At 62.8% G+C, this 19,176-nt stretch carries 5 protein-coding genes; 3 read left to right on the forward strand and 2 right to left on the reverse strand.

What is annotated here, in order from left to right; translation table 11 throughout:
* Positions 1 to 42: 42 nt before the first annotated feature.
* Both IVB46_RS35865 and IVB46_RS35870 read right to left on the reverse strand, forming a co-directional pair.
* Positions 43 to 957, reverse strand: a complete 915-nt coding sequence (locus tag IVB46_RS35865) for a glycosyltransferase family 2 protein (protein ID WP_085402769.1) — start codon at positions 955 to 957, stop codon at positions 43 to 45.
* 50 nt (positions 958 to 1,007) lie between these two features.
* Positions 1,008 to 1,937: a peptidylprolyl isomerase gene (locus IVB46_RS35870; protein ID WP_247308506.1), complete on the reverse strand. Its 930-nt coding sequence runs from the start codon at positions 1,935 to 1,937 to the stop codon at positions 1,008 to 1,010.
* A 537-nt stretch (positions 1,938 to 2,474) separates the two neighbouring features.
* On the opposite strand from IVB46_RS35870, the gene IVB46_RS35875 reads away from it, so the two are divergent.
* From IVB46_RS35875 to IVB46_RS35885, 3 genes are all read left to right on the forward strand, one after another.
* Entirely contained in the window at positions 2,475 to 3,977 is a 1,503-nt protein-coding gene (locus tag IVB46_RS35875; protein ID WP_071915583.1) for a substrate-binding domain-containing protein, read from the forward strand.
* Positions 3,978 to 4,246: 269 nt separating this feature from the next.
* Positions 4,247 to 5,041: a hypothetical protein gene (locus IVB46_RS35880; protein WP_247344636.1), complete on the forward strand. Its 795-nt coding sequence runs from the start codon at positions 4,247 to 4,249 to the stop codon at positions 5,039 to 5,041.
* A 333-nt stretch (positions 5,042 to 5,374) separates the two neighbouring features.
* A complete protein-coding gene (locus IVB46_RS35885; RefSeq protein ID WP_247344640.1) occupies positions 5,375 to 18,976 on the forward strand; it encodes a filamentous haemagglutinin family protein in 13,602 nt (4,533 codons plus the stop codon).
* The last annotated feature ends 200 nt before the right edge of the window (positions 18,977 to 19,176 follow it).

Consider the following 19,176-nt stretch of genomic DNA (forward strand, 5'->3'; position numbering starts at 1 on the left):
CCGGGCCCATTGAAATCATTCTGGCGTTCGAGCGCATGTTGATCAGAGCTCGATGACGAGGCCGGTCAGGCGTCGTAGCTCCGCGCGCATTTCCGCCGGATCTTTCAGATGAGAGATGGCGGCTTCCAGCTCTTCCACCTTTGCGCCGACAAGGAAGCGATACCAGAGACCCTGCAATCCGTGATAGACAAGGCCTTCCTTGCCGTCGAGAAAACCGAGCTGGAAAATCAGGCGAAACAGGAAATAGGCCGGCGCGCTGATTTGATAAGGGATACGGTTGTACAGCCGTTCCTTGATCCAGCGCTTGATGGCTGCCTGGCGCGAGCCTTCCTCCGATATCAGATCGACATCGCGCCCGAACAGGCGATGACGCTCGTTGATCACGTCGATTGCCTCGCGTGTGGCGTATTTGTTGTGCTTGTCGGTGAAGAACGTCAGATCGTTGAGATTGTGATCGGCGAACCCGCCATCGAATGTAACGGTCTGGCCGCCCCACAGAATCATGTGCTCGTCCATCCAGCGGTCTTCGATACGGCCGTGGCCGCGCCGCCAGATCCGCAAGAGGAGGAGCGGGTAGCGGCCACCATGGCGAATCCAGCGGCCAAGGAAGATGTGCTTGCGCTTGAGGTTGATCCCGACGACCTCGTTGCTCAGGCGCGGCAGTTCATCGCGAATTCTGGCGCCGAGATCGGCTTCGATGATTTCGTCGGCATCGAGCCGCATGATCCACGAGGCGGTGATCGGGGCATTCTCGAGCGCCCACTGAAACTGCTTCGCGTAGTTGACGAACCGGTTCTGCAGTACGGTCGCGCCTTGAGCGCGCGCCAGCTCGACCGTTCGATCGCTTGAGAAGCTGTCGACAACAAAAACCTCGGTTGCAATCTTGGCAACCGAGGCGAGAGCCCGCAAGATGTGGCGCTCTTCGTTGTGCGTCAGGATGATGACGGCAAGGCCCATAGCTTACTCACTGCCGGGATATCGCGGGGTTGGCAGGCAGGGCAGGGGCGCTACCTGACTTTGGCGCCTTCCTTGTCTGCTTTATGAATCTGGTCCATGCGCTCGATCTTCGCCTCGGCGCGTACTTTATCCACGAGCTCGATCTGCGCTGCAGAGGCGACCATCGCGGCCAGGCGATCACGGATCTTGTCGTAGTCGGCCGGTTTACGTGGACGCGTATCCTCGAGCTTGAGGATATGCCAGCCAACTGCAGTCTTGAACGGCTGCGAAACCTCGCCCTTTTTCAGCTTGATCGCCACGTCGGCGTATTCCTTGCCCATCTCGCCGCGCTGCCGCCAATCGTAGTCGCCGCCCCTTGCTTTGGTGACGGGGTCCTCGGACACGTCGGCGACTACGGCCGTGAAGTCCTCGCCCTTGTTGATCCGATCCATCGCCGCCTTGGCTTTCTGTTCGGCCGCCTTGACCGCGGCATCGTCCGCGGGCGGAGCGATCATGAAGACAAGGTGGCGCAGATGCAGTTCGGGCTCGGTTGTCACCCCATTGAGCACGACCTCCTGATACGCCTTGCGCATGGCCTCCTCGCTCACCGCCTGCTGACCAACGACAGTCAGAAGATGGTTGGTGAGGCCCTGATTGCGCGCGAAAATGGCGCGGCGCTGAAGATCGGCCGGGTCTTCTATGTGCCGATCGGTCGCCACCTTTGCGAGCAGCACGGCGTCGGTCACCATCTTCAGGAGGGTTTCGCGCCTCTCGATGGGGTCCTGAACAAGCAGATTTCGGCCGATGACTTCGTCCGCCAGCTCCAGATCGCTCTCATGGATCGGGCTTCCGTTGACGACGGCGACAACAGGATCGGCCGACGGCGATTGGCCAAATGCCGGTGCTCCGGCGCCGAGCATGACGGCCAGCCAGACGGTAGCTAAGCCGGCGCGTGCCGTCATTGCACGGTAAGGCATGCGGAAACCGGGCAGAGCGTTCATTTCGTAGATCCTTCTTGCTTGCTGGTCTTATCCGCGCAGCACTCACACGATGACGAACGATATTGTTGTGATACGAGGCATCATTTGCGGCGCGGACGGATTGCCGGGGTGCTTTTTAACGATGCGACATTAACGGTGATGTGATGTCGACAAGACAGGTCTGTGAAAGCGCGCCGGCGGCGTCACCGCCGGCATTTGCTCGCAGCGCGTCGTCAAGAGATGATCGTCGGATGTTCGCGCTTCAAGCTTCAGGATGCGTGAGAGGCATCCGATCCGACGGCGTCCACATATTTTACGATTGGCATTTGATGCGTGGATAACATTTGGCGAGGGCGAGAATTCCATGCTTCTGCTCGTGAAATCCTGAGCTTGTTGTCAGGTCGGCATGAAGATCGATCTCATTGTAGATGAGATGAGTATCATAATTCACAAAACAACAATCAAAGTCTCACATACCGCCGATAGCGTCCGCCTCGCTCCGGGGCCCGGCTGCTGATCGTAGCAGGCTTGGGGTATCCAAACAGGGAGACTGAGGTTATGCGAAACTTGAAGACTTTACTCTTGGGATCGGTTGCGTTCGCTGCGATGGGCGTTGCTTCCGAATCTGCTCAGGCGCAGTCGGTTGCGTTTGGTGCGGGCGCGACGTTCCCGCAGGTTGTCTATCGGCAGTTGATGGACTGCATCTACACCCAGGCGCAGGGCAGCCCCGGCAAGCCGGGTCCGATGGCCAAGGCTGCGAGCTGCGGTAGCTTCAACACCAGCGGCATCGGCGGCGCGATTCTCTATGCCGGTACCGGTTCGGGCAACGGCAAGACCGTGCTGCGCACCAACGACAAGACCCAGATCGGAACGCCTTCCTCTTCCGCTCCCGCCTACACCAGCAGCAACTTCGGCATCAACAACATCTCCGACTATGATGGCGTGCAGTTCATCGGCAGCGACGACGTCGTCAACGCCGCCGACATGACCGCCTGGAACACGGGCGGCGCCAGCAGCGCGCAGTCGAAGTTCGGTAATCTCATCCAGATTCCGGCGGTCATCGGCGCCGTTGCGTTTGGATTGAACGGCAAGGATGGTGCCGGCGCTACCCTGAACATTCTGCCGGCGACCCCGGCTGGCGGCAGCAGCGGCCTCAACCTGTCGCGTAACGCGTTCTGCGGCATCGCGTCGGGCCACATCACCAAGTGGAACAACGCGATCCTGACCACGCTCAACGGTGGCACGCTCGGCACCGGCAACATCACCTTCGTGCATCGTCAGGACGGCAGCGGCACCACCTTCCTGCTCTCCAACGCGCTGGTTGAGCAGTGCCGTTATGAGTTCGGACCGAACAGCGAAAGCGATGCGACCGTCGTGTCGTACGCTTTCCCCTGGACCGATCGTTCGCAGGCCTGCACCACTCCGCTGCTCGCGCGCGGTGCGAACCAGCTGAACTGGCCGGATCAGTTCCCGACCGACCAGTGCGGCAACGCCGTGACCAGCCCCGGCACGTTCGCCAACGCCTCGGGCAGCGGCGCCCTCGTCACCCTCGTCACCTCGACGAACGGTGCGATCGGCTACGCCTCCCAGGACTTCTGGCTGCCCGTCAAGGCCGGTGGCCTGAAGACCGCCAACCTCCAGTCGCAGTGGGACATCACCGGCGCGACCGGCAAGTTCCAGCCGCCGACCTTCCAGGGTGCGCAGAAGGCGATGGCGACCGCCATCCCGCAGTTCGACAGCGTCAGCCGTGCGAACCCGCTGACCTGGAGCTTGCAGGGTGTCAATCCGAATCCGGTGGTTTCCGGTTCGTATCCGATCTCCGGCTTCTCCTGGTTCGAAATCTACCAGTGCTATCAGACGCACGCGAACAGCAACAACGCGTTCATCTGGTTCAAGACCTTCCTCGACTACGTCTACGGCAGCGGCTCGAACGCCATCATGAACGACAACGGCTTCGCTCAGGTTCCGGCGGTGTGGCAGGGCGAAATCTACACGCTCCTCAACGACCCGACCAACGGTCTGAACGCCAGCGGCTGCACCGGCAAGGTCGGCGCTTACTGATCGCTATCAGGTCTCAGCCTGATCGACGATCGACAACACTTTGCACCCGGCTCGCGCCGGGTGCATTTTTTTGAATCGCGCCCGGCTTTGATCCGACATCGTGCCGCCAGTAGATGTGATGGCGGCCGACGATAGGGCGCGGGCACATTGATCTTCCATGCCTGCGATCTCGCTGACCGGCCTGGCGCATCGGTTCCCTGCTCGCAAATGTCACATGATTGATATTCATGACGGTTATCGCTCGGGTCCGATCAGGGACGGTCAGTGCCATGTCGACGCGCCTCCACATTGCTTTGCTCGCTGGCGTCCTTGCCGGGGGAAGCGTCCAGGCGTTTGCCGTCAGCGCGCCAGGTTCGATGGATTCTCCCTCCGCCGAGTCACGCGATGATCTGTTTGCCTCGAAGCCAGCCGGCCCGGCCCCAGCTCCCGCCGTCGTGCCGGCGCCCGCGACTGTCGAACGGTCGCCGGCGCCGCCACCGGCACAACGCGCGCTCAGCGACAACCCGCTGTGGGCTATCCCGCTCGGGCGTCTGACGGCCAGCCGCGAGCGGCCGCTGTTTGCGCCCACGCGACGGCCGCCGGCGCCTGCACCGGTTGTCGTGTCGGCGCCCGTGCAGGTAGCTCCGCCGCCGCCGGCCGAACCCGAGAGGCCGCAGCTCTCTCTGCTCGGCACCATCGTCGGCAGCGAAAAGATCGGCCTGTTCATTGATTCCGCCAGCAAGTCCGTGGTCCGGCTGAAAGCAGGCGAAAACCACAAAGGATGGACGCTTCGGGCGGTCGAGCGGCGCCAGGTGGAGTTCGCAAGAGGCCTCGATATTACCGTGCTGGACATCCCGTCGCCCGACATGAAGGCCGGCGCGGTTCCGGGCGGGCCAGTGCTTGCAGGGCCGCCGCCCGTTCCGGTCGCCATGCCGGTCCCGCCTCCGCGAGGTGGGCCGACCCCGGCTTCCGACGTCCACCCTGGCGCCAGCAAGAACCTGACGATCAACAAGAGCGCGCAGCCGGCAAATTTCAAGCTGCCGCCGGGTCTGCTTAGCCCGTTTGCCAACCAGGGCCAGCGCTAGGGCAGCCCAATCTCGTCATGCTTTAGGGCCATTCTGGCCGGGCCGCCGCAGCTCGCATCGACGCGATATCGCGTTGATAACAAACAATAACATAATTAATCGCACGCTTTCCTGCTGAAATTGAAGCGATTTTGCCGCGCCTCGGCCGGCGGAACGCGATGTCGCAGATGCACATAGTGCGTCAATGCTACAAATCTGACATATGAATGTTAGTAAACGAAAAGTAAATGCGGGGCGCGAATGCGCCTGCATCAGCGGCGTGCTCGACTGGAACTTGCAATCAGAAAGTGCCGCAGCGTGCCCCATCGCGATATCCTTGTTTCTCCCCCCGGGATGCGGCGTGCGTTTGAACGGACGCTGCTCTGCGGCGTCAGCCTGCTGGCGCTGTCGGTCGCGGGCGGCTTCGGCCATGCGCGCAGCCTCACGCCCGGCGCCAGCACGGTGGTGCCGACGGCGGCCGCGCAGCAGGCGGCGATTTTGGCCGCGCAGCAGGCTGCCGGCGCAGCGACCCAGGCCCAGACCTCGCTTGCCCGCGCGGCAGCAGCGCTTGCCGCCGCGCGCAAGCTCCAGTCGGATGCTGCCTCCGCCGCCCAGGCCGCTGCGTCGTCCGTCCCGAATGGATTGACCCCGGGCGGATTGATGCCGTTCGGCGGCACCGCGGGCGATCCATTGGCGGGCATCAAGGCCGATGCCTCCAAATGGCTCGGCGCGAATTTGCCGAAGCAGACGACGAGCGGCTCGAAGGTCTCGGTCGATATCCAGCAGACTCAGAAGAAGAGCATTCTTTACTGGGACACGTTCAACGTCGGTACCAACACCACGGTCAATTTCAGGCAGTCCGCGTCCGACTGGATCGCGCTGAACCGGGTGCAGGATCCCAGCGCCTCGCCGAGCCGCATTCTTGGCCAGATCAATGCCATCGGCGGCGTCTACCTGATCAACCGCAACGGCATCATCTTCGGCGCCGGCTCGCAGGTCAACGTTCACACGCTGATCGCCTCCAGCCTCGATGTCGGCAAGCTCGGCAGCGATCTGGCGACGCGCGACCAGTTTTTTCTCAACAACGGCATCGCCGATCTCAACTCGTTCTCGATCTATGACAAGGACGGCGGCGCGGCGACCAAGCTGATCGCCGGCGACATCAAGGTCGAGCGCGGCGCGTCCATCACCGGCAATATCCTCTCAGACCAGGTTTCGCTTGGCTCGCCCGGCTCGGTCTATCTGTTCGGCGCCAACGTCTACAATTCCGGCTCGATCACCACGCCCGGTGGGGAGGTCGCCATGGTGGCGGCGCGAACGATCGATGTCGTTCCGAACGGCTATTCGGCGCTGCCGGACAGTGTACTGGGCAAGGATGACAAGGGTAACACCATCAAATTCCGCGGCACCGAATTCAGGCTGTCGCAGTTTGCGTCGTCGTACTACGACGTAGCGGGAGATCCATCGAAACCCTTTGGCTATCCAACTGGTTCTGCGGGCACTTATCTGGCTGGCACTGGTGCAGTCAAACATGACGGTGTGATCGACGCTTCTCGCGGCATCGTGGTGATGAATGGCGATACCGTTGCGATCGGAAATCCCACAGATGCGAGCGGTCACGCTCTGGCCGACAGCGCCGGAAAACTGATCCAGGGCGTGATCTCGGTCGATACAAGTATCGACCGCAACAGCTTCGTGCTTCTCCGCGCGGCGACCAGCGTCACCATGAACGGCGTGATCTCGAGCCTTCCGGTCGACGACGGCGCGGCGGGACTGGCGAGCACGCAGAGCTTCGCGCCGGCCTATATCGAGATGTCGGCGCAAACCAACGTCACGGTCGGATCGAACGGGCTGATCTCGGCGCCATCGGCGCAGGTCTCGCTCAACGCGAAGCTCTTTCCGACGGGCGACGTACCAAACCTTTTCCAGCAGGGCAGGGTCGGCACGAGCGGAGGCAACGAAGGCGGCGTCCTTTCCAACTCGAACGCTGCGCAGAGCGTCCTGCTTTCGCCGGGTGCAACGGTCGACGTCGCCGGGCTCCAGAACGTCGAGCTGCCGGCGAGCTACAACATCATCTCGTTCCAGCCGCGCGCCGAGTTCGCCGACATGCCCTTGCAGCGCAACGGCGCGCTGTACGGCCAGACGATGTATATCGACATCCGCAACACCGGCACCCGCAGCGATGGCACCACGTGGGTGGGAACGCCGCTCGCGGACGCCAGCGGCTATGTCGCCAAGGTCCCGCGCAGCATCTACCAGCTGATGACCGTCGGCGGCAGCGTGTCTCTCGCGACGGACCTCTCCACCAGCAACGGTGCTGCCAGCGTCAAGACCGACGGCTCGATCATGAATGTCGCGGGCGGCAGCGTGAAGTTCCTGCCCGGCATGGTGAACACGACGCGCCTGATCGGCAGCGACGGCCGCATCTACAGCATGACCAACGCCGACCCGAACATGACCTATCTCGGGATCGCGGGCCAGTTCATCGTCAAGCATGCGCGCTGGGGCGTCACGGAAACCTGGTCCACGCCAACCCAGATCTATTCGGCAGGCTTCACCGAGGGGCATGACGCCGGACGCGTAAGCGTCGTGACCGTCAATCCGGCGCTGCTCGGGACGATGTATTTCGGCTCGACAGCCGGCGAGCGGCAGATCAGCGGCGGGCAGTTGCCGTTGCAGGGCTCACTCGAGCTGACGACACCGTCGAGCGTGCAGATCGGCGCGACGGCATCGGCCAATTACACGACGCAAAGCACCTATACGACGAATCTGTCGGCCGACATCCTGTCGGGTTACGGCCTCAGCTCGCTGAAGGTGACGGCGAACGATTTCGTGTTGTCGGATGGCAGCATGCTCAATCTCGCGGCCGGCGGCAGCCTTTCCGTCACGGCGGGTGGTGCGATCGATATCGCTGGAACGGTTTCGGCGGCAGGGGGAAGCGTCAGTCTATCAACGGATCGTGTCTCGGTTGGAGGCAAATTCAGTTCTTTGTTCAAGGCCCCAACCGATCAATCGGGTCACGCGATCGCCGCGAACATTTTCGTCGAGGGCACGATCGATGTCAGCGGTCGATTTGTAAACGATATCGGAAGAGTGGCGGGAGTTGACGCGGCTGGTCCCGCCTTCACCAATGGCGGCACAGTTTCGATTACCACAACCAAGGACAGCACAGCTGTCGTAGATGGCTACCTGGACGCGACCGGAAGCATCTTGTTAGCAAACGGTAGCGTCCTTGATGTATCCAGTGGTGGTTACATCTCGCCGCAGGGCAAGGCCAAGACCGCAGCCAATGGCGTGATGGCTGGCAAGGCAGGCAGCATTTCGCTCGCCCTGTACTCGGGTGGACAGTGGGAGGATATCAATGGCCCACATCATCCAACGCCAAATCTAGCGAAGCCGGCTGTCATCGGGCTCGACGGCACCCTGCGTGGCTATGGCTTCGAGAGCAACGGGAGCCTGAGGGTTGCCGCGGTCGGCACCATCCGGATCGAGGATAGTCAGACGTCGTCGATCCGCATCGGCGGCAAAGCGAGCACGCTGCCTGTCTCGTTGCTGACGGGCGGCGGCTTCGGCTCCTACATCATCGAGACGGTGAGCGACGACTGGTCCGGCGCGGACGCCCAGATCATCGTCTCGGCCGGGACCAGCCTGACCCTTCAGCAGAAGAACCTGGCGAGTCTCGCCGACTACACAGCGACGCCGACCGGGACCAAGCTCGGCCAGCAGCCCGCGCCGCAACTGGCACTGCTTGCGGACGACCGGCGCAAGCCGGTCGATCTCACGCTCAGGGCCGACAAAATCAAGCTCGATACGGGTTCGAAGATCATCACCGATCCCAAGGCGAGCATCACGATGGCTGCGGTCACAAAAGATCGCAGCGGGTCGACATCTACCAGTCCAAAGCCAAGCACTCCGGATTGGAGCGTCCCAGCGCAGTCCGTCGAGCTGCGTGGCACGATCATCGACCATGGCGGCTCCGTCTTCATCAACTCGCTGGCGACGCATCTTTCGTCCGACGCGAAGATCGACCTGTCCGGGACATTCGTCGCCAATTCCCTGTTCGGGACGGTCAACGGTCCAAGGACGAGCGGTAGCTACATCGCTGGCGGTACGTTCGCGGTGGAAGGTGGAGCGATTACTACGGTCAACACCTACACAGACCCGACAGATACCAACAAGAACAAGTTCTATTTCGCTTATGGCGCTCCTGGCTCCGCCGGCACCCCGCAGCAAACCTACCTCGTCGCCGATGCCGGCGCGGTGGTCGACGTCTCCGGCGCGGCCGGCAACATCCAGGTGGCAGGCGCGCGCGGCGCGACTACGTCGCAATGGTCCTGGAGCGACGCCGGCACGGTGAGCGCAGACGTCAGCGGATTTTCCTGGGGCGGCAGCTTCGCCGCGGCCGGTGGCCGTTATGTCGCCGGCGATGGCACGGTGCATGCTGACGCGCGCGCCAATGGCGGGACCATCCTGCTCGGAGGCGGCAACATATTCCTGCAGCAGGGCGCCGCCGGCGTCATTAGCGCGCCGACGACGCTCACCGTTTCGGCCGATCAGCTCGCGCCGTTTGACAACGTCTATCTCTACGCCGCCGCGGCGCAGGGCGGCGCCGCGCGCATCTTCACCGATGTGCCCGGCACCACCTACGGCGACAGCGATCCGTCATGGAAAGCGCTCACGATTTCCAGTTCGCTGAACTGGACCGTAACCAGCCGTCTGCACATTGCGGCAGGTGACATCAAGGCGCCGGGATCCGGCTCGATCGATGCACGCATTGCGGCGCCCTATGTCGTGCTCACCGGCTTCTCCAGTATTAAGCCGGTCGCCGGCACCAGCACGTTGACGGTGAATGCACAGACGATCGATCTGGAGAGTGGAAGACCGTCCAATTTCAAACCGGGTGACGCTCAGCCGGGCCTCGACTTCTCGGGCTTCGGCCAGATCAACCTGATTGCGAGCGGCGACCTCCGCCTCGGCACGCTCAAGGTTGTGAACGGTCTCAAGACCAATGGAAACGACACCAGCGCGACGGCGGAGCAGTCGAGTTTCACCGGCAAGCTGGTCTCGGCCGGCGATCTCCTGCTCTCCGCCCAGCGAATCTATCCGGTCTCCGCCGTTAACTTCACGATCGAGACGCCGGGGAACGTAAAGTTCGCCGCGCCCGCCAACAGCTACACCGGGATTCCGCTATCGGCCGGCGGCGGCATCACCGTGTATGCCGGGACCATCGAGCAAGCGGGCAATCTGTTCGCGCCGCTCGGCAAGATCGCGCTCGGCAATACCGACAGTGCAGTATCCAAGATCATCACGCAGTCGGTGGTGCTGGAGGCCGGGAGCCTCACCTCGGTGTCGCTGGCCGACACGACCGTTCCCTACGGTGCGACGTCCGACGGCACCAACTGGTACTACAACGCCAATCTCAATCCGCTGGCGCAACCGCCGTCGAAGGGTTTGATCCTGGCCGGATCGAACGTAACGCGCGCCGACGGTTCGACGATCGACCTGCGTGGCGGCGGCGATATCCAGGCCATGGAGTGGATTGCGGGCAAGGGCGGCTCGCGCGATAGCCTGACCACGACGCCTTCCGGCCAGACCGTCTACGCGCTGTTGCCGTCGCAGACCGATCCGATCGCTGCGTATGACATCCATTTTGCGACCGCGCGCAGTGCCGATGCGGGCAAGACCGTCACCGCCGGCGACGCGATCCCGCTGGCCGGCACCCAGATCACGATCGACGGCGGCAACGGCATCCCGGCGGGGACCTATACGCTTTATCCGGCGCACTATGCGACGCTGCCGGGCGCTATGCGTGTCGTCGTCTATTCCAGCGACAACACCGGCAAGAACATTGCCACGGGAACCAAACTGCCTGATGGCACCGTTCTGGTGACCGGTCATTACACGCAGTCGACCGCGCCCGGAAAGCAGTCGTCCGGCCAGACGGTGTTCGCGGTGCAGACAAGCTCGGTCTGGCAGCAATACAGCGAGTACAGCTTCAACGGCGCCAACGCCTATTATGCCCAACTGGCGGCCAAGAACAATGTCACGGCGCCGCGGCTGCCGATGGATGCGGGCCGGCTGTCGATCTCCGCGCTCCAGTCGATCGTGATGAACGGCGTTGCGCGGACGCTGCCGGGACAAGACAAAAACGGCAACACCGGCCGCGGCAGCGAGCTGGACATAAGCGCGCCCAAGCTAGCGGTGGTCGGCCATGCCGGGTACGTCAACAACGACATTCCGGCCGGCTATGTCGGCCTTGACGTTGCCCAGCTCAACGACTTCGAGAGCATTCTGATCGGCGGCAGCCGCAGCGACTTCGCAACGGGCACGCTGATCACGCCGACGGCCAGCAATGTCGTCGTGGATACGCGCGGCGAGACGTTCAGCGCGCCGGAGATCCTGCTTGTCGCCCAGCAGGTCGGCCAATGGCAGGAAGTCACGCAATCGGTGACGGTCGGATCGCAGTCCGTCCTGCTGGATCTTCCGGTCTATGTCCCGGAGGCCGGTAGCGGCACGGTGACCATCAATACCGGCAGCATCATCAAAACTACGGGTGTCGTTCATGCCGGGCTCGGGCGCCATTACGTCGTTGCTGCGGACGGGCAGGCGCCTGTCACGGCCCAGAGCCTCGCCGCGGCTTTAGGCGGGACGCTCTCTGGAACGGAGATCGTGGGTGCCGATCTTGCAAAACTCCTCGATCCCACGAGCCCCGCGCGGCTGGCTCTCGGTTATTACGCGAACGGCGGTGCGCAACAGCCGGGGCGCGGCGCCTTGTTCGTGGCGAGCAACGACCCGACGCTGCAACTGACGGGGCCGACTGCGACCGGAGTTTCGGCGCCAGCACTCACGATCAAATTCAAGGATGTCGCGACCGCAACGGCCGTGCTGCCGGCCGGGCCGGTGACCGGAAGCCTGACATTGGCGGGCGGTGACACCAGCAACAGCGGGAAGGTGGCGATCGCCGACGGCGTCAAGATCTCGACCAACACGCTGACGCTGCAAGCCACCGCCTCCAACAACGCGATCGCCATCAATACAACGGACCTGCACGCCAATCTGGTCAACCTGATCGCGCCGACCATCGGCGTCGGAGCGGCCTCGGCGGTTGCCGGCAAGAGCCTGGTGCTGCCGGCCAACAGCACCCAGTTCGCCGACGTGCAGACACTGGCCCTGCGCGCGCTGTCTGGTCCGGTTACGGTGTATGGCGATTTCAATTCCGGTGCGCGCAGTCTGTCGTTGGACGCCACCGGCATCGCGCTCGGCAGCGAGGTGCTCAATCCCGGCACCAGCCTGAATCTGCGCGCCGGAACGGTGCTGGCGTTTTCCTCCTCGGCGACGGTCGAGTTCAGCGTCGGCGTCACCGTCACATCCGCCGCAGGCGTCGCCACGACCTACGCCGCCAACACCCAGATCGCGCTCGATCCGAACAGCAAGGTCAGCGTCGCATCTGCCGGGACGATGACGGTTGCGGGTTCGGGTGGCGCCACCCTGACGCGGGACGGCCTGATCTCGGCGAGCAACAACATCACGCTCAAGAACACCGGGGCCAGCCCGCCCTTCAGCGCTCCGGCGGCGAACGGCAACAGCCTCGAACTGGCCGCAAAGGAAATCGACCTGGGCAGCGGCCGGGTCAATGGGAATGTCGTCAACGGCAACTTCACCATTGCCGGTTTCTCCAAGGTCAAATGGTCGGCCGACGACAGCGTGGTCGTCAAAGGCCCGGGCACGATGACGCTCGGCGCGAACGGCGACAAGACCGACCTCACCGTCAGCACGCCGCGCATTCTGGTCTCCGGCGCAACCGCGGGAACTCCTCAGGGTTTTGTCCTGACGGCGTCGGGCGATATCTCCATCGTCGATCCGGTGACGCGCGGCTCGGCCGCAACTGCGCCTGCCGACAGCGACGAGACCGGCGGCATTCTCACGGTCACGGCGTCGAACATTGCCGTCGGCAGCACCATTCAGGCGCAGGCCGGCACGATTACGCTCGGTGCGATCGCGGGGAACGTTACCCTCAATCCCGGCGCGTATATCTCGGCGCGCGGCTACAAGAAGACGCTGGTCGACGTCGACACCTATCTGTCAGGCGGCAAGGTCGTGCTGTATGCCGACATCGGGTCGAACGCCACGGGCGGAGGCCAGGTCATCACCGACGCCAGCAGCACCATCGACGTCGCGACGACGAGCGGTGGTCAAGGCTATGGCGGGACGATCGAGGTGGACGCGCTCCGCGGCGGCGCGATGCTCGCCGGCCGGCTGCTCGGCACCGGCGGTCCCGGCCTCGGCGGCCGGTTCAAGCTTGATACAGGCGGTGCGGCCGACCTGACGGCGCTTGCGGACATTCTGCTCGCCGGCGGCCTCACCGGCGCGATCGACATCCACACCCGCACCGGCAATCTCGAACTGGCGGCAGGGCACACGCTGAAGGCCAATAACATTACGCTTACGGCGGACGATCCGACCTGGATTCCCATCTTCCAGGAAAGGCAACTGGGTCAGGTCATCATCCGCGGCACGCTGGATGCCACCGGCTATGGCGGCAGCACGATCGACGGCACCGGGCAGGCCGGCGGAAAGGTCGCGCTCTACGGTGCCAATTCGGTGTTCCTGGCGAGCAGCGGCGTGATCGACGCCTCGACCACGCACGCCGACGAGCGTGGCGGCGACGTCACCATCGGAATCGGCTGGGACGCCAAGTCGAAAATCTGGCTGCAACAGGGTACGCAGATCAACGTCTCCGGCGGCACCAGGGGCGGCCTGAGCGGCGGCACCGTGACGTTCCGCGCCCCTCTGGACGGCAACAACGACGTCAAGATTGCCGCGATCAGCAATGTCGCCAACCCGTCGGGCACGCACGGCATGAACTTCTACGCCGACGGCGACAAGACCTTCGACGCGCTTCCCGTGATCGATGCCACCAACAACATCAACGATCGCTCAAAGGTCAGCATCGTCGGCGCGCGCTCGGTCGCCGTGAACGGCTTCATCGCGTTCGACACCACCGCCGGCCGCTACGGTATCGACGGGTCGAGCCTCGGCTGGTTCGGGACGATCGACCCGGCCGGCTGGTACAAGGGCGTGGACCAGAACGGAAATCTGATACCTGCCACGGACGGGACCTGGACCAACGTTACGGGATTTCAGCTCGACAAGACGATAAGCGGTGGAACGGGGCTTCCCAGCGTGCCGACGTCCGTCGCGGTCAAAAACAGCGCAGGAATCCAGATCGCGACTATCAATGTCTCCGGCGGGATAGATACTTTTCTTCCGAACACGACGACGCTGTCGCAATACTTCGGTCAGAGCGATATTCCCATCACATTCCCGCCGCCAGCTACGCCTGGAGGCAGGACTGCCCAGGGCCGCGTGTCGTTCAGTGCAAGCGGTGACGCGACGGTCACCATCACGGATGCTGGTACCGGTTACCTTACACGAGTTACGAGCGTTCAAATCGGCAATGTCACGGACGTGCCGGCTGCGACCGGATTGTTCGGTCGTGTGCTGTCAACCGTCAAGATCGTTTCAGCATCCTTGTCGCTCGCGCCTGGTTCCACCGGTTATGATGGCACTTCGCTATCCGTTTCCCTCGGCGTCAGCGGTAACAACGGCCAAGCGACGGCGACATTCACAAAAGTATCGAACATGTCGGGCTCGACCACCTTGGTCAATGGCAGCCTGCAGTTCGTGCCAACCACAAACGACTACATTCCACTGACGTCGAGCGGCGTCTACGCGGCGTTCGATCCGGCCAACCAGGGCAAGCCGGGCGTTGCCTCCTTTACCGGCGGCGCCGGCACGGGCAATGCCTTCTTCGGCGACACGGTCTCCCGGATCACCAAGGGAACGTGGAGCTACAACGGGCAGAGCTACGGCTTCACCAACCTGTTCACGCGCCTTTCTCCATTGGTCAACAGCCTCGGCGCGGACGTCGTGCACGTGCAGCCGGGCGTCGACCTGGTGAACTCCAAGGGCGACATCACCGTCAGCAGCAACTGGAATCTGGCGGCGGGCGTGGTCGATCGCGGCAAACCATCGCCGACCATCTTCAATCCCGCTTCGGACTATATAGATTTCACCTACCGTCTCGCAACGCCCTGGGGCGGTCTGGACGCCGGCGTGCTTTCGCTGCGCGCTGCCGGAAACATCAACGTCAACGCCTCGATTTCGGACGGCTTCTTCCAGTTCGCGAACTATCTCGACCCGGTCTACGCGGGCAAGGTCAACGACTATTTCGCGTCAAATAGCGGTTTACGCGCGATCGATTTCAATTCGATCTATTTGAACGACCCTACCAGCAATACGCTTCTGATCGCGCCCTACAGGGCCGGGGACGTCGGCAACGGCATCAGCCCGACTTCGCAGGATCTTGCGAGTGCTGACCTGTTCCCGCACAAATTGCTGGTTTGCACGATCGATTGCAGCCAGGCGAACATCAAGGCGGTGACGGCGCCATCGTCCTGGTCCTACATGCTGACCGCGGGCGCCGATGTGTCGAGCGCCAATCCGACTGCCAGAGTCCCGCTTGCGAACGACAAGGGCGACGTGATCGTCGACAAGCACGCAAGCTACGACCAAAAGGTGGTGGGAAGTACCGCCTCTGTTTCTGTCAATATTCCGACCATGATCCGGACAGGCACCGGCAGCATTACTGTCGCGGCCGCTCGCGATGTGATCATGAAGGACACCGACGCGCCCGGCGTGATCTATGCAGCCGGCGTCAATACGGAAACTTACGCCAATCCGTACAGCCCGAGCCTCGCCGTCAACGATCCAAACGGCTTCTTCGAGCCCCGCCTCATGGCGTACGGCAACGCGGCTGCCACCGCCGCGCCTGAGCTCTACTACGGACCGCCAACCGCGGCGGCCTTCCCTGAAAAGGGCGGGGACGTCGTCATCGACGCGCAGCGCGATGTCGTAGGCGGCACCAAGGTAGTCGCAATAAAGGATGCGAACGGCAACACGGTCTACAAGAAAGTGCCTCAGTACTATCAGCCTTGGCTGCTATCCAGTTCCGGTGTGACGCCCAGCGCCGGTGCTTCGATCCTCGGAGCCGGTGTCTTCGCGCCGGTTGGAACGCAGATCGCCTCGCAAACCGCGTGGTGGATCCAGTATGGCAGCTTCCAACAAGGCTTCCTGAGCGCAGGCGGAAATGTGAGCGTTCTCGCCGGGCGCAATATGCTCGATGTGTCGGTGTCGGCTCCGACGACTGGGCGCGTCACCGGCGGCCTGTCGGCGAACAGCACGCCAGTGACCCATCTCTACGGCGGCGGGAACATGGTCGTGCGCGCCGGCGGCGACATCCGGGGCGGCTCGTTCTACGAGGGATCCGGCCACGCCAGCATCGTCGCGGGCGGCGACATCGGCCAGAACGATTATGTCTACAGGTACGCGAACAGCACGCTCAAGCTTCCGAACCTTCCGCTGCTCGCTGTCGATACCGGCCAGATCACGATGACGGCAAACGGCTCGATCGCGATGGCAGGTGTCGTCAACCCGGCTGCGCTGCACGCCCAGCAACCGAGCAAGGCGAATCCCCTGGAGCCGAAGCCCGACCCGACGCTACCACTGTATTTCGATGCCTACGGCTCCGCTAGCAAGGTTCGGTTGGTGGCGCAGTCGGGCGACGTGACGATCGCGATCGCGCCCACCGCGATCTCCATCAATCCCGCCAACAGCCTGAATGTTCAGGCAGCTCCGGCGACTTATCCTGCGAGCTTCGAGGCCATCGCGTTGCAGGGCAATCTGATAACGACCGGGATCAGCAACATCCTGAATCAGAATGCTTCGGGTGCTTCGGCTGCGGTTCCAGCGCCGGGCATCGTGCTCAGCCCATCCGAGCACGGCACTTTCAATTTGTTGGCGCAGGGCAGCATCGACCTCACGTTCGGTTACCCGCAGACATCGACGTCGCAATCGATCTCACGCCCGCTTATTTCCGCCGGGCCGTCTCTGATCGACGCTGCGTTCGATCCGTTCCGTCCCAATAGCGGCAATGACGAGTCGTCCAGCCGTGCGATCCTTGCGCATGAGAACGATGTAGCCGACGGTCTCGACACGACCGCCCGCATTTACGCCGCGACCGGCGATATCAAGGCAACGGGAAGCTACGGCAAGAGGACCACCAGTTCGACTGAAAATGTCTATCAGCGCATCGAGATCAATCGCCCGACCAGCATCTATGCGGGGCGCGACATCGTCGATCTCAACATCATCGTGCAGAACATCCATACCAGCGACGTCAGCACGATCGCAGCCGGCCGGAACATCACTTACACCGGCTTTAACAATGGCGGTGGCTTGCAGGTGGCCGGACCCGGCTTCCTCGTGGTTCAGGCCGGCGGCGATATTGGCCCGTTCCTCCCGGCCGCGTTTGACAATGCGACCCAGGCTCCGGTTCAGGAGGGCATCGTGTCGGTGGGCAATTCCAGCCCGACGCCGGTCGGAAACATCTATATTTCGGAAAAAACGGGAGGCGGTTCGGTCGGCATCTACAACCAGTCGCTGCTCGGCCCGGCGACTAATCCGCGGCGCAATGCGACGCTGACGGACGCTGCCGGCACCAAGCAGGGCGCCGACATCATCACGATGTTCGGCACCAAGTTCGGTGTCGATTACCAGGCGGTGACCGATGGCTATATCAATCCGGCGAACGCGGCCGCGGTGCCTCACAATTATGCGTTCAACACGGATGCGCTCCGCAGCTACCTGAAGGGCGACGTCGTCTACAATTACCTGAGTACCCCGGCTGGTCGAGACGCTCTCAGCCGGAACAACATCAATCTCAGTGCAGACGGAAATCCGAAAGTCATCGATCGTAACAAGTTGGACCAGTACATAGACCAGTTGACTAGTCCCTGGAATTTCTTTGCCGGCGTTGTCCCGTCGGAGGTCCAGCGTGGGTTTGTTGATCTTGGCTCTTTCCTGCTTCGCTTCGGAGTGCTTCCCCAGGATCAGGCGAGCGCTTGGGTGACGTTCCAGGCCTTGCCCGCCGACCTCCAGCATGTCTTCGCCGACCAGGTATTCTTCGCCGAGCTCAAGGCCGTCGGCATCGGCCAGAAGGACGGCACGTCGTCGAACACGCAGCGCGGCTACCGCATGATCGAGACGATGTTCCCGGCGCGGCTGGGCTACACGGCAAACGTGCTCGGCAGCGGGAGCAACGGCGCCAGCCAGCTGGTCAAGACTGGCGACATGAACCTGCTGCATGCCACGGTTCAGACCCAGCTCGGCGGCGATATCTCGATGTTCGGCCCGGGCGGCAACATCATCGTCGGCTCGCTTGCGGCCGAACCCAACTCGGCCCTCAAGCTGCGGGATATCGGCATCCTCACCCTGGGTGGCGGCGCGATCAACACCTTCACAGACCAAAGTGTGCTGGTGAATTCGAGCCGCGTGCTCACGACCCAGGGCGGCGACATCCTGATGTGGAGCTCCAACGGCAATCTCGATGCCGGCCGCGGCTCCAAGACGACCTTATCGGCACCGGCGCTGCAGGTGCTCTATGATCAGGATGATTACCAGTCGATCGATCTTGGCGGCTTCGTGACCGGCGCGGGCATCGGCACGCTGCAGGCGTCGTCGCAAGCAGCGGCGTCCCAGCTTTATCTTCTCGCATCGCGCGGCACGATCGATTTCGGCACCGCCGGCGTGCGCGCCTCGGGCAGCGCAGTCTTCGTCGCACCCATCATCGCCAACGCCAGCAATTTCCAGGTGCAGGGGAGCACGACCGGAATTCCGACCGTATCCGTTCCCAATATCGGCGCGCTCACGGCAGGCTCGAATACGGCCGGCGCGGCCGCCAAGTCCGCGGAAACGCCAACCGCAACCGGGGCCCGCAGACAGGGTTCGATCTTCATCGTCGAGGTGATCGGCTATGGCGGCGGCGACGGTCAGGATGACCAGGCGACTGACAAGAAGGAGTCCGATACGACGTCATCGGGGAACGACAAGCAGTGATGATCCGCGCGTTCAACTCGAGATTGATAGGCTTGCGGTCGCGGTCGACAGCTCCGTGTCGCCGCCATCCATCACGATTGAGCGAGACGCCGGACAAGCTGAGCACACCCGCCACCGAATGAACGCTTTTCGTCCAGAAATCTGACTTCTTGTTTAGGATTGGTCACAGCAACGATAAGAAACAGACCTACAAGGTCGGC

Source organism: Bradyrhizobium sp. 61, from assembly GCF_023073075.1.
In the GTDB taxonomy this organism is placed as follows: domain Bacteria; phylum Pseudomonadota; class Alphaproteobacteria; order Rhizobiales; family Xanthobacteraceae; genus Bradyrhizobium; species Bradyrhizobium barranii.